The sequence below is a fragment of the Phycisphaeraceae bacterium genome (genome assembly GCA_015709595.1).
Classification (GTDB): Bacteria; Planctomycetota; Phycisphaerae; order Phycisphaerales; family SM1A02; genus CAADGA01.
In genome coordinates this window covers 655,266-671,271 of record CP054178.1, presented here as the reverse complement: position 1 = coordinate 671,271, position 16,006 = coordinate 655,266, and the positions used below count along the sequence as shown (strand labels likewise).

The 16,006-nt window shown below is 66.0% G+C and carries 8 protein-coding genes and 1 tRNA gene; 5 read left to right on the top strand and 4 right to left on the bottom strand.

Features of this window, described 5'->3' with window-relative positions; all coding sequences use genetic code 11:
• Nucleotides 1–15: 15 nt before the first annotated feature.
• Nucleotides 16–3,561, bottom strand: a complete 3,546-nt coding sequence (locus HRU76_02915; GenBank protein ID QOJ16603.1) for a ThuA domain-containing protein — start codon at nucleotides 3,559–3,561, stop codon at nucleotides 16–18.
• 107 nt (nucleotides 3,562–3,668) lie between these two features.
• Here HRU76_02915 and HRU76_02910 point away from each other — a divergent pair, with 107 nt between their 5' ends.
• The 4 genes from HRU76_02910 (at nucleotide 3,669) to HRU76_02895 (ending at nucleotide 9,007) form a co-directional block, all read left to right on the top strand.
• Entirely contained in the window at nucleotides 3,669–7,691 is a 4,023-nt protein-coding gene (locus HRU76_02910; protein ID QOJ16602.1) for a DUF1549 domain-containing protein, read from the top strand.
• A gap of 88 nt (nucleotides 7,692–7,779) precedes the next feature.
• On the top strand, nucleotides 7,780–8,238 hold the full coding sequence (locus HRU76_02905) for a hypothetical protein (GenBank protein QOJ16601.1): 459 nt from the start codon (nucleotides 7,780–7,782) through the stop codon (nucleotides 8,236–8,238).
• 15 nt (nucleotides 8,239–8,253) lie between these two features.
• Complete coding sequence (locus HRU76_02900) at nucleotides 8,254–8,730, top strand: hypothetical protein (GenBank protein ID QOJ16600.1); 477 nt, start codon at nucleotides 8,254–8,256, stop codon at nucleotides 8,728–8,730.
• A gap of 205 nt (nucleotides 8,731–8,935) precedes the next feature.
• Nucleotides 8,936–9,007 (top strand) — tRNA-Gly (locus tag HRU76_02895).
• Nucleotides 9,008–9,070: 63 nt separating this feature from the next.
• On the opposite strand, the gene HRU76_02890 is transcribed toward HRU76_02895, so the two are convergent.
• Entirely contained in the window at nucleotides 9,071–11,371 is a 2,301-nt protein-coding gene (locus HRU76_02890) for a serine/threonine protein kinase (GenBank protein ID QOJ16599.1), read from the bottom strand.
• A gap of 4 nt (nucleotides 11,372–11,375) precedes the next feature.
• Entirely contained in the window at nucleotides 11,376–11,927 is a 552-nt protein-coding gene (locus tag HRU76_02885) for a sigma-70 family RNA polymerase sigma factor (GenBank protein ID QOJ19072.1), read from the bottom strand.
• Nucleotides 11,928–12,217: 290 nt separating this feature from the next.
• On the opposite strand from HRU76_02885, the gene HRU76_02880 reads away from it, so the two are divergent.
• Nucleotides 12,218–14,416, top strand: a complete 2,199-nt coding sequence (locus HRU76_02880) for a hypothetical protein (protein QOJ16598.1) — start codon at nucleotides 12,218–12,220, stop codon at nucleotides 14,414–14,416.
• A gap of 249 nt (nucleotides 14,417–14,665) precedes the next feature.
• Here HRU76_02880 and HRU76_02875 read toward each other — a convergent pair whose 3' ends face one another.
• Nucleotides 14,666–15,829 (bottom strand): citrate synthase, encoded by a 1,164-nt coding sequence (locus tag HRU76_02875; protein ID QOJ16597.1) that lies wholly within the window; start codon nucleotides 15,827–15,829, stop codon nucleotides 14,666–14,668.
• Nucleotides 15,830–16,006 lie beyond the last annotated feature (177 nt).

Genomic DNA, 16,006 nt, shown 5'->3' with positions numbered 1-16,006 from the left:
CGCTCCGCGTCCCGATCACCGCACTCGTACGCCGTCCCCCTCGAACTCGATCCAGTTGAGTTTCACCGCCGCACCGTCGCGCGCGGGACGGAAGATGATCCATAGCGCATGCGACCCGCCGGGGTCGGCGATGGGCACGCGCACGTCGATCCACTTCTCCGCGCCGGAGCGTTCGACCATGGCGTGGATGCCGTCATTGGTGATGATGGTTTCGCCGTTGATGGTCAGGCGCGATCCGTCGTCGGATTCCAGGAAGAACTGGTACGCCCCGTCCGCGGGGATGTTGATGAAGCCCGTGAACACCGATCCGACGCGGTTGCTCAGGCCCGACCCGGCGAACTCACCGTCCGTGGAGGGGAAATCCACGTACGGCGCGATCTCGCTCCTGTAGGGTCTGAGCCGGGTGAAGTCCGGCAGCGCGCTGACCGCCTCGAGCGCGTAGTAGTCCACGCGCAATCCCGGCTGCCGGGTTTCATCGTGGGTGAACATGTCCTCGGGCACGACCTGCTTGGGCATGTTCTCGCCCGCGATGCGCAGGATCAGCCCCGCGCCGCCTTCGTTCTCGAAGTGCTCGATGCGAATGGGGTGCGGCCCCCTGGTCAGCCGCATCATGTCCTGCGAGGCGATGGTGGTGGCGGCGATCATCATGCCATCGCGCGTACCGAGACGGAGCTCCAGCGTGCCTCCGCCGCCCGTGGCCGCCACGCGCAGGTTCATGGCGTTGACGCGGTGGAAGTTGACCGGCTCGTACACCGCCGCCGCGCCGGGCGCGTTGAAGACGACGACCTGTCCGCCGCCCTGAGCGTCGGTGGAGGTGTCTTTTGTCGCCCCATGCAGCGCGCCGGCGAACTGGGCCTGCTTGCGGCGGGGCTGCAGGATCACGGTGTCGCGCGACGTGATGGGCTTGACGCCCGGCGCCCCGCCGTCCGTGTACGCCGCGCTGAGCACCTGGAAGAGGTCGGCGTCTCCGCCGTGGCCGTCGTCGAGGAGCGTCTGAAAGCGGCCCGTGGTCGCACGGTGCTGCTCGAAGGGATGGGCGTGCGTGTCATGCCCGAGGGCGGGTTGCACCACGAGGCGCGAGGTGTCGATGGCCTGATCCTCGCGGTCCGAGACCTGAATCTCGTACTCGATCTCGTCGCCGAACGTGAAGACACCCCCATTGGGCGGCCAGACGATGTCGACTCGCGGCGCGGTGTTGCCGACGGACACGGGGATGTTGGTGATGGCGCTTCGTCCGTACGCGTCGGTCACCTTCAGCCGCGCGTGGTAGTTCCCCGCGGTCTGGTACGTGTGCATTGGATTCGGCGACGTGGCGTCGATCGTTCCGTCACCATCGAAGTCCCATGCGAAGTGGAGGATCGATTCCTCGTTCCGTGCGGCGCTTCCCTTGCTCGTGAAAGCCACGGTCAGCGGCGTCTGACCCGATGCGGGCAGGGCTCTCGCCTCGACTCTGGGCGGTCGCAGTCCGCCGGGGCAGTATTCGAGCCGGGAGATGACCGCGTCATCGTTGCCGCCGCCGAAGCCGGTGCCCCACTCGATCAGGTAGAGGCAGCCGTCCGGCCCCAGTTCCAGTTCATGCGGACGGATGAAGGGCGTGTCCGGCATGAAGCGGTTCATCTTGACGATGTTTCCGGAGTCATCCAGATGCACCGCCATGATCCAGTTGCGCGCCCACTCATAGATGAACAGCGTGTTGTCGAAGGAGGCGGGGAGCGACGCCTCGGTGGCACGATCCGGGTTGTAGTGGTAGACCGGCCCCGCCATGGCGCAGCGCCCGCCCGCGCCCAGTTCCGGCCACTCGGCCGATTCGCCGTAGGTGTACCAGATCCATGCAGGAACCGCCGGGGGCAGTTCCTGCGGTCCGGTGTTGAACGGGCTGGTGTTGACAGGCCGCGCCGGGTCGAATGGTTCGCCGACCGCGTTGGTGGCGAAGTCGTACTGGTGATACGCCAGGTTCGGACCCACGAAGTGCGGCCAGCCGAAGTTGCCCGGCCCGCGGGCCTGGTTCCATTCGTCGTGCCCCGCCGGACCGCGCTGGGCGCGCGGGGCGCTGGCGTCGGGGCCGACATCACCCCAGTACAGGAAGCCCGTTCGAGGGTCGATCGAAATGCGGAACGGGTTGCGGCAGCCCATCACGTAGATTTCGGGCCGCCCCTGCGAGCCGTCCTTGGGAAAGAGGTTGCCGTCGGGTATCTCGTACGTGCCGTCCGGAAGCGGGCGGATGCGCAGAATCTTGCCGCGCAGGTCGTTGGCGTTGGCCGACGACTTCTGCGCGTCCCACGGGTGGCGCCCGTCGCGGGTGTCGATGGGGGCGTAGCCGTCGGACGCAAAGGGGTTGGTGTTGTCGCCGGTGGAAATGTAAAGCGTGCCGTCCGGCCCGAAGGCCAGCGACCCGCCGCTGTGGCAGCACTCCTCGCGCTGGGTGGGCACCTTCAGCAGAATCCGCTCGCTGTCCGGGACGATGGTGTTCTCGCGCGTCAGCGTCAGGCGCGACAGGTGCTGCACCGGTTCATCCCCGGCGGGGGAGTAGTACACGTAGATCCACCCCGTTTCATCGAACGACGGATCGAGCGTGACGCCCAGCAGGCCGTCTTCCAGCGACGTGGAGACGGGGATGTACCCCGCCTGCACCGTACCCTTGAGCGCGGGATCCCACACCTTGATCACGCCGCCTCGCTCGACGAAGACCACGCGTCCGTCGCTGGCCACGGCCAGTTCCATCGGGTCGGTGGTATTGGCGTCGAGGACGACTTTCTCGAAGTGGGATGGGATGGAGCCGCCCGCGTCGCCCGGCTCGACGCCCGCCGCCCAGCGGATGCCGCCAAGGATGTGATCGAGAAACTCCCGCTCGCGGTAGGATTCCCGGGTGTGGCCCAGCCCGGTATACCAGGCGCGGCCTCCGTCGAACTCGTGACACCATGCAATGGGGTGATCCGCGCCCATGCCGCCGCCCTGGTAGGTGCGCTCGTCCAGCGTCATCAGCACGTGGACGCTGCCGCGCGGGTTGGCGCGGTAGGTGTACCACTCGTCCGTCCGTTTCCAGAATCGATCGAGTCCGCGCGTGGAAGGATGCGCCGGGTCGGCGACCTGGATCGTGGCGGGCTGAATCGCCGGGTGACCCTTGAAGTACGCGCCCACCAGCTGCCCGTACCACGGCCAGTCATACTCGGTGTCGGCGGCGGCGTGAATGCCCACGTAGCCGTGTCCCTGCTGAATGAACCGCTCGAAGGCCCGCTCCTGCTCGTCGTTCAACACGTCGCCGGTGGTGCTGAGAAAGACGACGACCGCGTAGTTCTTCAGGTTCTCGTCGGTGAAGTGCGACGAATCCTCCGTGTGTTCAACGTGGAAGCCATGCTGCTCGCCGAGCTGCCGGATGGCCTGCACGCCGTCGGGAATCGAATCGTGTCGAAAACCGGCGGTCCTGGAGAACACCAGCACGCGGAAGGGTTCGCCATCCTTCAGGTGCTCCTGCGGAGGGTGGACGACGCCGGTGTGCGTGAAGCCGAGGAAACCTTGCGAAACCACAAGAAGCAGGGTGGCGAGCAGTCGAGGCATGGTCATGGAACGGAGTCCCTCCATGGAAAAGGGGGCAGCATCGTCGTCGAAATGCGGCGGGAATGCCAGCATCAACCGCTCGGAATCGAACGACCAATCGGTATATTGAAGGCATGGATCGACGGCGGCATGAACTACGCGGCGGCGGGATCGCGCGATGCATCGCGCTCGCGGCGCTGATCGGCGCGTGCGGCGTGGCGACGATCACGCTGGTCCCTGCGACGGGCGGAACTCGGAGTCCCGCTGGATCGGCGGAACCTCCCATTCTGTCCTCCCTTTCTCCTGCGCTCCTGCCCGCCTCCCCCGACCCCCCGGACTCCCCCGCCAAACCCGACGACGCCGTCCACACCAACCCGCCCACGCCCGCGCTGGTGGATTTCAACCGCGACATCCGCCCGATCCTGACGCAGCATTGCGCCCTGTGCCACGGACCGGACCCCAGTTCCCGCAAGGCCGACCTGCGGCTGGATGAGCGCGACGGCGCGGTCAGCCCGCGCGGCGATCGTCCACCGGTGATCGTTCCCGGTGAGCCGCAGGCCAGTGAACTGATCCGCCGCGTCACCGAGCGCGACCCTGGTCTGCGCATGCCGCCCGAAGGACGCGATGCGCTGACCCCGCGCGAGGTGGACCTGCTGCGCCGCTGGATCGAGCAGGGCGCGACGTACGCGCGGCACTGGTCGTTCGAGCCGATCATCAATCATCCCGCCCCGGCTGTGCGCAACCAGCATTGGCCCCGCGATCCTGTCGATCGGTTCATCCTGCGAGCGCTGGAGGATGCGAAACTCGTCCCCGGCGACGAGGCGGACAAGCGCACGCTCATCCGCCGCATCACCTTTGACCTGACAGGGCTGCCGCCCACGGTGGAGGAAGTTGAAGCGTTCGTCAACGACGCCTCGCCCGATGCGTACGAGCGCGTGGTCGATCGGCTGCTCGCTTCGCCGCGCTTCGGCGAGCGCTGGGCGCGGCACTGGCTGGACCTGATGCGCTACGCCGAGACGCACGGCCACGAGTTCGACTATCCCATCCGCCATGCCTGGCAGTACCGGGACTACGTGATCCGCGCCCTCAACGCCGACGTGCCCTATGACCAGTTCGTCCGCGAGCATCTGGCGGGCGACCTGATGAATCCGCCTCGCACGCACCCGACCGAGGGCTCCAACGAGTCCATCATCGGCACGGGATGGTGGTATCTCTCGCAGGGCACGCACGGCCCGGTGGATGTTCGGCTGGACACCGCCGAGCGGATCGACAACCAGATTGATGTGCTGAGCAAGTCGTTCCTCGGGCTGACAGTGTCGTGCGCCCGCTGCCACGATCACAAGTTCGACCCGATCCCCACGCGCGACTACTACGCGCTGGCGGGGTTCATGCGTTCGACGCACCGGCAGGAAGCGTACCTCGACCCCGGGGGGAGGATCGGGCAGGCGATGTTCGGCGTCCTCTGGGCCGCCGACGCATCTCACCGAGTTCTGCGCGATGCGCTTCCCACGCCGGATCGCGTCCGCGAGACGCCGATTGATCGCCTGCTCCTCGCTTCGCGCGAAGTGCTCTCCGGCGAACCGAAGCCGACCGATCCACCGATCCCCGCGACGGACATCGTGTTCGAGGACTTCGAACACGGTACATATGAAGGGTGGGAGGTCGAAGGTACTGCGTTCGGCCCCGGTCCGTGGACGCAGGACACGCTCGCCAGGTACCAGGGCGACGTGGGCGCGCAGGGCCGATTCTTCGTCAACACCCACAACACCCGCAACGGCGAGGATGTGCGCCAGGCGGACGTGCACCACGGCACCCTCACCAGCCGCGAGTTCATCATCGAGAAGCCGTTCATCCACTTCCTGATCGACGGCGGAAACCACGCGGGCAAGACGTGCATCAACCTGCTGGTCGATGGCAAGGTCGTGCGCACCGCGACGGGGCGCAACAGCAACCGTTTCCACCGCGAGACGTGGGAGGTGCGCGACCTGGCGGGGAAGGCGGCGCGGATTCAGGTGGTGGATCGTGAGTCGGGCGGCTGGGGGCAGATCGGCGTCGACCACATCGTGTTCTCCGATTCACCACAGGCGCTGCCGCCGCTGCGCCGGCCCGTGGAAGCCGTGGCGGCGGAGTTCGAGGTCGATGCCGCTCTGCTGGGGCGGTGGGTGGACGTGGTGCGCAGCCCGGCGGCGTCAGAGGCGCGGCATCCGCTGAACGCATGGACCTCCATCGCCATGCGCCCCGAGGGTGGCGACGCCGCGTCCATCGATCGGGCCATGCGAGAGCGGGCCGACCATTGGCGGCGAAGCGAGGCCGAGGCGCAGGCGCGGCGCGAGCAGGCCCACCTGTTCGACGATTTCAAGTCCCTGCCGTTCTTCCGCTGGAGCTCGACCGGCTGGGCGTTCGGCGTGGGGCCGCTCCGTGGCGATCAACTGCAACCTGTTGCGGGACGCCTCCGCCTCGCGCCCAGGAACGTCCCCGACTCGGGGGCGCTGGCCCGCGGTCTGCAGGGGACGCTTCGATCGGGCGTCTTCACGATTTCGCATCGCAACATTCATTTCCGGTTGCGCGGTCAGGGCGCCCGCGTCCGCGTCATTGTCGAGGGGTACTTTCTCGATGAGTTCAACGCCCTGCTCTTTGAAGGCATGACCGCCGACATCAACACGCCCGACGATGACCAGTGGCATCATCACCGCGTGTTCACAGGCAACTACCTTGGGCGGCAGGCGCACATCGAGATCATCGACGACGGCCCCGGATGGATCGCGGTGGATGAGGTCTGGTTCTCCGATGACGACGCCCCGCCGTGGAACTTGGCGCCGCGGCCCATGCGCGATACGCCCGCCGCGTCGCTCGAGGATCTCGCCAGGGTGATGCACGAACACCTGGCGACCGCGGTCCGCAGCGCCTTGTCCAGCCGTGGGGATGGCCACGATCACGCCGTTTTCAACCTCCTCTTCGATCTGGACCTGCTCAACGCCGCCATGCTTCCGCCTCCGGCGCTGGCGTTCGACCCTCGCAGACCCGAGGACCGACCGGGTTGGACCGATGCCCGACGCGTGCTGCTCGAAGCCCATCAGCGCTTCGTGGAAGCGGGCCGCGACATCCCCGCCCCCATGCGCGTGCTGGCGGTGACGGACCTCACCTCGACCGACGAATACATCTTCATCCGCGGCAGCCACCGCACGCTGGGCGAGATCGCGCCGCGCCGGTTCCTGACCGCGCTCGCAGGCGACGATCAGCCGCGCATCCAGAGCGGCAGCGGACGCCTCGAACTGGCGAATCGCCTGCTCGATTCATCGAACCCGCTGCCTTCGCGCGTGGCGGTCAACCGCGTGTGGCTGCACCTGTTCGGCGCGGGGCTTGTGCCCACCCCCGATGACTTCGGCGGGCTGGGCCAGCCGCCCACGCACCCCGAGCTGCTCGACCACCTCGCCCACTGGTTCGCCACGGAGAACCGCTGGAGCATCAAGGGCCTGATCCGCCGACTCGTGCTCACAAGTACTTATCGCATGGCGACCGACCCGACGGACTCGGCCGCGGAGCAAGCCGACCCCACCAACGCGCTCTACCACCGCGCCAACCTGCGGCGACTGCAAGGCGAGGCGATCCGCGACGCCATGCTGGCGGTCTCGGGCCGCCTCGACGCGACCATGTTCGGCCCGCCCGTGCCGATTCACCTGACGCCCTTCATGGACGGGCGCGGCCGTCCCGGTCGCAGCGGTCCGCTGGACGGCGCGGGGCGGCGGAGCATCTACCAGGAGGTCCGCCGCAACTTCCTTTCGCCCTTCATGCTCACGTTCGACACCCCGGTGCCGCACTCCACGGTCGGCCGGCGCAACGTCTCCAACGTGCCGGCACAGGCGCTGATCCTGATGAACGACCCCTTCGTCGTCGAGCAGGCGGGCGCGTGGGCGAGGCGTCTGCTGGCGGATGCGTCGTTGGGAACCGATGAAGCCCTCATCGAGCGGGCCTACCGCGAGGCCTTCGGACGATCGCCCACGATTCCGGAGAAGGACGCCGCGCTGGGCTTTCTCGCCCGGCAGGTTCAGGAGCATCAGGGTCGGGATGACAGGCAGCTGGTCTCCGCCCGCGAACGATCCTGGGCCGACCTGTGTCACGCGCTGTTCAACGTGAAGGAGTTCGTGTTTCTGCGGTAAGGTGGTTCTCGGCTGTCAGCCATCCGCCGTGAGAAGGGTTCACCTGGATCAGGTCGTGCGGTATTCGCGTGATCCATATGATTCGGGCATGTCCGCACCCTTCTCCGATGCCCGCGTCCATCGCCTGGTGCCCTTTGTCCACGTCCACGATGTCGAGGCGTCGTTGCGTTTCTACGGCCTGCTCGGTTTCGCGCCTCGCCATGTCATGCGGGACGACAGGGGGAGGGCCTTCTGGGCGTCCGCCGCGACCGGCAAGGCGCCTGACGGCAATGGTCCCGCCGAGATCATGTTCGCCCAGGCGTCGCCCGATCCTGTTCCCGAGCAGCAGGCGGTGCTTTTCTACATGTACAGTGCTGACGTGGCGGGGCTTCGGACCCGCCTGCTGGCGCAGGGGTTGCACGATGGAGGCCCATTCTGCGGCGCCCGGGGGCCGAACAACGGGCGATGCGTCGTCTTCACCATCACGCACCCGGATTACATGCCGGGTGGTGAACTCCGCGTCGCCGACCCCGATGGGTACTGCATCCTCGTCGGGCAGCATTCATAGTCGCCGGAGGCGGACATGATGACATGGAATTCCCGTTATCCCGTGCTTGATCCTGCTCGACCGGGAGTGGGTGGATTTGCGGCGGCCTTCCTGACGCTGCTGGCGATCGCCGGATGTGCCGCGTCGCCCCGGGCGTCCACCGGGCGTTCATCCGCCATGACCGTTGCTCAGCCCACGATCGAACTCCTCGGCTTCCAGGACTGCCCCAACACGCCCATCATGCGTGAACGACTTCGGGCCGCCCTCGAGTCCATCGGCGAGGGCTGGACCTTCGCGGACACCGACCAGGAGACGCTGCCCGAGTCCGACCTGCGGCGCGGCTGGCCCACGCCCACCGTGCTGGTGAACGGGAACGACCTCTTCGGGATGCCCGCGCCCATCGAGCCGACCATGATGTGCCGGCTGTACCCGGGGGGCGTGCCCGATGCGACCGTGCTCGCCGACGCCATCCGATCGGCGGTTTCCCGTTCGATCGCCTCGGACGCCCGGTAACCCGATTCTCACGGCGTCGTTACGGGGGCGTCGGCGGGTCATGTCGCGGTCGGGCGCCATTCGTGCGATCTCATCCAATCAGTGCGACGCCAGAGGGGACAACCGGCAACCGAGAACCGGGCATCGACAACGACGAGAACCCATCTTGCCGCCTGTTGGCCCGGTGCTATACTCCCCACCCCGGCCATCCCGCCGGGGTGTTCAGGCGGGTGTAGCTCAGTGGTAGAGCGTCACGTTGCCAACGTGAATGTCGAGGGTTCAAGTCCCTTCACCCGCTCTTTGTTGCCGCATATTGGCCGATTGTCCTCATTGTCTGTTGACGCGCGAGATACCTACGCTGTCACTCCCAACGATCGGGTGAGTAGGGCGGTGCCGATGGGTACTTCGGTCCCGGACGGTCATCGTTCCACTTCTGGATAGGCGGCAGATCAACCAGCTCAAAGACCTCGGAACTCGGAGCGGCAAGACGCTGCTGCGACTCGATATACTGGTTGTTCGCGATGGTCGCATCGACCTTGGCGCCTTGGGCGCCCAACGCCAGACTCAATGACCCGAGTCGAACAAGTTTTCCTTGAATGTGGTTATCGAGGTCCAAGAGGACACGCGCCGCAATCGCGCTTGGATCATCTCGATTCCGCTCAATAACTCGAATGTCCTCGATCTGGCTCCAGAGTTCGACGGGTCCGATGGTTCGATACCACCGCGGCAAGATCGTTCCATGGATGTCTGGTGTCCGAATCCATTGCCCCATCGGCTCACCCAATTTGGGTTCGATCGCGAAGACGACGGGCGGATGTCGGACCAAGCCGCTGACGCCGCGCTCGATCGAGAAACACTCGACGTTGAGGCCGGCAAGATAGAGGCAGCGTCGCTCCGCGTCCCACACCACGCCGTGGTTGATGTGGCCCCAGTGCCATGCTTCCCAGAGCACATTCAGGTCGAGGTCGTACAGCCGAAGTACAACTACGCCTTCCTTGCCCTCCAGGTGAACGGCGAGAATCTCCGTGCCGGGGTTCTCTTCGTCCGGAAAGACATCGACCGCCATGGCGCATCGAAGCGTGAAATTGCTTCCCTTCACCTCATCCATTGGCCGTTGATTGGGGAACGGGAACTTGGGAATCTCGTCATCCCGGACCTGACGGGCCGCACTCGGATTCGTCCACGAACCATGAAGGTCGTAGATCAGCAACGACTCGTCGTGCTCCACCGCTGCGAAACCCTCATCGCCGCAAACGAACGCCAGATTGCCTCTGCCGCCGCTCTCTGATGAACGAATCGTGCCGGTGTTCCAGTCCATGCGGCCATATGGCGAGTGAATGTCGAGCTGGTGAATCACTTTGCCCGTCACGCTGACAACTCGAATGACTTGCTGTGACGGCACAGCAACGACCAGTGCGGCCCTCCCGTTCAACCACCACACCGTTCCGTACGACAGCCCCACGCTCGACCCCACGATCACCATCGCCAGCGCCGCCGCCGAGCGCAGCGGCCGGCGGGCCACCCAGCGGACCGCCCGAGCCCAGCGACCCGGGCGGCGGGCCTCGATCGGCTCGCCCCGCAGGTGACGACGGATGTCCGCCGCCAGTTCCGCCGCCGACTGGTATCGCTTGGCCCGGTCCTTCGCCATCGCTCTCGACACGATGGTCTCGATGTCGCCCCGGAACTCGCGCCGCAGCGTCGAAAGGGGGGGCGGCGTCGTCTCGCGAATGGTCATCACCGCCTGAACGATGGTCGTGCTGCCCGCGTTGTAGGGCAGCCGCTCTGACAGCAGTTCGTACAGCACCACGCCCAGGGCGTACACGTCGCTGCGCGTGTCGATCTCGCGGGCGTCGCCGTCGCACTGCTCCGGGCTCATGTACTGCATGGTGCCGATCAACTGCCCCATGTCGGTGCGCTGCGTGGTCACGGTGACGTCGGCGTCAGTGGACCGAGCCACGCCGAAGTCGATCACCTTGGGGGCGCCCTCTCCATCCACGAGGATGTTGCCCGGCTTGAGGTCGCGGTGGATGATGCCCTTCTGGTGCCCGTGATGCACCGCATCGCACACTCTGGCGAACAGGTCCAGCCGCGCCCGCGTGTTCAACTCGGCGGTCCGGGCGTACTCCGTCAAGGTGCGGGCGTCTGGGATGAACTCCATGACGAAGTAGGGCAGCCCGCCCGCGCCGTCATCATGCACGCCCGCCTCATACACCTGCGCGATGTTGGGATGGCGCAGCCGCGCGAGGATCTCCGCCTCGTCGCGGAACCGCCGCAGGGCGGAGCGGCTCAGGGCCGACTGCCGCATCACCTTCAGCGCCACGGTGCGGCGGGGGCTGTCCTGCTCGGCGGAGTACACGGTGCCCATGCCGCCCGAGGCGATGACGGAGCGGACGAGGTAGTGGCCGATGCGGCGGCCGACGAGCGTCGGCGGCCCCGATGCCAGGCGACTCTTGACGGCGACATCCACGAGCGGCGCATCCAGCAACCCGTCGGAGGTCGAGTCGTGCGTGGCGAGCAGCGCCTCCACCTCGGCGCGCAGCGCCGGGTCCGAGCCGCAGGCCCCATCGAGATACTCGCCCCGATCGCGCGGCGCGCGCTCACAGGCGGCGTGGAACAACTCCTGCACCCGTTCCCAGCGATCGGATTGAGTCGCGCCCTCCATCGGTTCATCCCCTTGTCTCCCCCGCCTTCAGCCAGGCGAGAAGCCAGGAGCGGGCGAACTGCCACCCCCGCTCCACCGTGCGTTCCACGACGCCGAGTACTTCCGCGATCTCGCGGTTGGTCATGCCCGCGAAGTGGCGCATCTCCACGATACGCGACTTCTGGGGGTCGATTTCCGACAGTTTTTTCAGCGCTTCATCCAGGTCGAGGATGTCCGCCGCCGGGCTGATGGCGGGTCCATCGTGATCGCTCGACAGTGAAACGGTGCCGCACGCGCCGCCCCGCTTCAGCCGCCCGTGGCTCCTGGCGTGATCGACGAGGATGCGGCGCATCACCGTGGCCGCCACCGCGAAGAACTGGGCGCGGCACTTCCAGTCGGAGCGTTCCTGGCCCACCAGTTTCAGAAACGCATCGTTGGCCAGCGCGGTGGGCTGCAGGGTGTGGTCGGGCCGCTCGCGGCGCATGGCCCCCTCGGCCAGTCGATGCAACTCCTCGTAGACGAGCGGCAGCAGGCGCTCGACCGCCTCGCGGTCGCCGCGGCAGGCATCGGACAGCATCTGCGTCACTTCCCCCGACACGCTCGACCCCCTGACTGCCGCGGCGGTACAGCCGATTCGCCTTCGCCCATCCCGTCTGCCGCCGGTCGGCCATTCATATTCAGTGCGTCAAATTCCTCAAAAAGGCCTGTCGGGATGGCCTTCGCATTGTCGCATATTCGGGGAAGGGCCGCAAGGGCCGGCTCGCCAGACAGAGGCGTCTGGCGCATCGGCCCCATACCCCGGCCCGCCGCGCCCCTCGTGGGGTGTGACCGTTGCATCACGAACTCTGGGGAAGTGGAGAGAATCGAATGAAGCGCGCAAATCTTATCATCGTGGCGTCTTGCGGAATGTTGTTGCAGCCGGGCGGAGCACTGGCCCTGTCCCCCTTCGCTCAAGCCGCCGACCCGCCGGCTCGCCATGCGGCTCCCCTCGCGTCTGGGGAAGGACTGGCTTCGCGCTCGGATTCCCCGGTGATGACCGATCAGGTGCTGATCTACCGGGGCGACCTGTCGTGGAAGGGCGTGCCTTTCTCCGGCAAGGCCGACCTGGAGTTCCGGCTGTACGGCACGCCGACGGGCATTGAGCAGATCGGCTCGGCTGTCGTCGCCGAGCAGTGGGACGTGGTGAACGGCGAGGTGATCGTGGGGCTGGACTTCGCCGTCGCCGACCCGTCGCTGGTGGCGGATGGCGCGTGGATGGAAGTGTCGGTCAACGGCACGGTGCTCTCGCCGCGGCGGTTCATTCCCTCGGCGGGTTGGTCGCTTGGCGCGGGTGAGGTGGGGGCGGCCGGCACGCGCCAGGCCATGAAGGTGGACCGCGACGCGCTCGATGAGATGGAGCGCGACCTGGGCGAAGGCGAAGGTGACAACCGAGAGGACGGCGCGGGTTCGGGCGGTTCAACAGGAGGCGGCGGTTCGGGCGCCGGACGCCCCGCACAGCCCAACAACCCCGGACTGCCAGGCGGCGGCTTCGGCGGCGGAACTGGCGGCGGTGTCGGGGGCGGCGGATCGGGCGGTGAGGGGGAGATGAGTGAGCCGGATGCGCCGGGGTGGAACTTCGCAAGCGGCAGGATATGGACCCTTGATCGAGTCGGCGTTGGGCTGAGTACGCCGAATGCGAACAGCCAACTCCATGTCCGCAATAGCGGCGCCAAGCGATATGCTCTGCTGGTCCAGCAGACCGGCACATCTGACTACGCGATCTACGCGCCGACTGGACTCGTTTACTTCGGCAGGAACGTGGGTATCGGGGAGACCACCCCCGCCGAGAAACTCAGCGTCAAGGGTGTCATCCAATCCACGACCGGCGGGTTCCGCTTTCCTGACGGAACTCTTCAATCCACAGCGGCGCAATCGGGGTTTTGGCGGGCGAGTGGGGGCGGAAACCCCGACGACATTTACTACGGCACTTCATCTTCCTTCCGCGTCGGCATTGGGGTCCAGTTCCCGACCCATCCATTGACCGTGAATGGTCAGATCAAGTTACTCAGTGGCGGAATCGTGTTCCCCGATAACACGACGATCAGCACTGCCTATACGGCAGGTCAGGCACTGCAGTTGGTGAACGGCTCGCAGTTCCGCTTGGCCCAGCAAGACGCGACGGATGGCAAGGTGCTGAAGTGGAGCGCGGCGCAGAGCGGCTGGATTCCGCAGGATGATCTAACTGGTGGAGGCGGGTCATTCTGGGTTGCGAATGGAGCTGATATTGTAAATGCGAATGCAGGTGATGTGTGGATTACTACAGGCGAGTTGCAGCGCACTGTAATCGGTCGCGAGACTCCGGAGAATTCGCGGCTAACCGTCTGGACGGAAACCCATCCGTTCGCGATTAGTGCGGAAACGCAGCTTTCAGGCGGAACGGCTGTTGTCGGCGTGAATTTCCAAAGTGGCGCCAACTCATTTGGAGTCAGTGGGTACTCGTCACAGGGTCGTGGTGTGGACGGGAATCATACAGCCAGCAGTGGTGTGGGCTATGGTGTGCGTGGGCGCACTCAAAGCCTCAGTTCAGGTTTCGGGGTGTACTCAACGGGCAACTTTGCAGCGAGTGGTACAAAGGATTTTCGAATCGATCATCCACTTGACCCGGCGAATATGTATTTGCGTCACTCGGCGGTGGAATCTCCAGATGTCATCAATCTGTATCGAGGAACTGTGACACTCGATGGTGAGGGATGTGCCGTCGTCGCGCTGCCACGCTATTTTGAAGCTGTGAATCGAGACTTTCACTACCAACTGACCGCGATCGGTGCACCGGCTCCGGAACTGCATGTGTCAGACGAGGTGCGTGGGAACACATTTAGGATCGCAGGCGGCCCCAGCAATGGTCGGGTGTCCTGGACGGTAACCGGATTGCGCAATGATCCGTTTGTACGTGCATATCCGCGCCCAGTTGAAGAAATGAAGATCGGAGCAGAAAAGGGAAAGTACCAGCACCCGGAGTTGTACGGGATGCCTGTTGAGGCCTCCATTGATTACCGTCCTGACGCGCCGGACAGTGTCCGGAATTAGGATGCTGTGGCTCCACGATGATAGTGATGGGTTTCAGTTCTGTATGGGGAAGGCCGAACCCCTCGTCGCCGAACTCCTCGCAGAACGGCAGCGCTGACGCCGACCATCACAACTCAACCGAACTCACCCCCTCCCCGCGAGGGGGTTTTCATTGCCGCGCTCGCGCGACCCGAAGCCGCCCTCACCCTGCCCCTCTCCCAGGGGGGGAGAGGGTTTTGAACGGGGAGAGATTTCCACTGCGGGACCGGCTTACCCCTTCCACTTCATCAGTCCCGGCCCCGTGTAGTTGGCCAGCGGGCGGATGATGCGGTTGTTGGCGTGCTGCTCCATGATGTGGGCGCACCAGCCGGTGATGCGGCTGGCCACGAAGATCGGCGTGTACTGCGGCACGGGGATGCCCATGGTGAAGTACGTCATGCCGCAGGGGAAATCCACGTTGGGGTGGATGTTCTTCTCCTTGAGCATGATCGCCTGCACCTCGTCGCCGATGTCGAACCACTTCTGGCAGTGGGGCTTCTTCTCGGTGAGTTTCAGCCCCCAGCCGCGCAGGATGCCGGCGCGGTGGTCGCCGTTCTTGTAGACGCGGTGGCCGAAGCCCATGAGTTTGCGCTTGGTGGCGAAGGCGTGGTGCATGAAGTCGCGCACGCTTCCCTTGCCCGCGCTGATCCAGCCGTCGATCTCCTTGAGCATCTCCATGGCCATCTCGTTGGCCCCGCCGTGCAGCGGACCCTTGAGGGCGCTGATGCCGCCGCACACCGCGCCGTGCATGTCGCTCTCGGTGCTGGCGATGACGCGGCAGGCGAAGGTGCTGGCGTTGAAGTCGTGCTCGGCGTAGAGGATGAGCGACACGTCCATCACCTTGGCGTCCAGTTCGGCGGGCTTCACGCCCGTCATGCACCAGAGCAGGTTGGCGGCGTGATTGAGTGACGGGTCGGGCTTCACCGGGGTCTTGCCATCGCGCGACATCTGCCCGTACCCGATGATGGTGGGAATCTTGGCCAGCAGTCGCTTGGCCTTGCGGAGTTCCGCCTCGGGGCTGTTGTCCTCGACTTCCGGATCGACGTGGGAGAGCAGCGACACGCCCGTACGCAGGATGGCCATGGGGTGAACGTTCGGGTTTTTGGCGATGCGGCCGACCACGTCCAGCACGCCCTGGTCCACGGCGCGCTCGGCGATGAGTTCCGCGTTGAAGGCCTTCAGATCCGCCGCGCTGGGTTTGTGGCCCACGAGCAGCAGGAAGGCGACTTCCTCGAACGTGGCGTTGGCGGCCAGGTCGGCGATCTCGTAACCGCGGTAGATCAGTTCCGTCTGCGTGACGGCGCAGATCTGGGTGTCGCCCACGGTCTGGCCGGCGAGGCCGCGGGTGTCGGCGGAGGCGGACGGCTTGGAGGCGGGTGAAGCGGTGGCGGACATGGGGTTATGGCTCGTGATCGGGTCGGGGTGGGGGTGGTCGATCGTCGGTGATCGGTTTTGGGTGACTGGTTCGCCGCACGGGCCAAGAGAACCCCACGCGGCGGTCGTTCCAACTCAGTGTAGCCCGGGGCTTGAGCCGGGGGTTCTCTGAAGCCATGCAGTCGGGGCTGCGGCGGG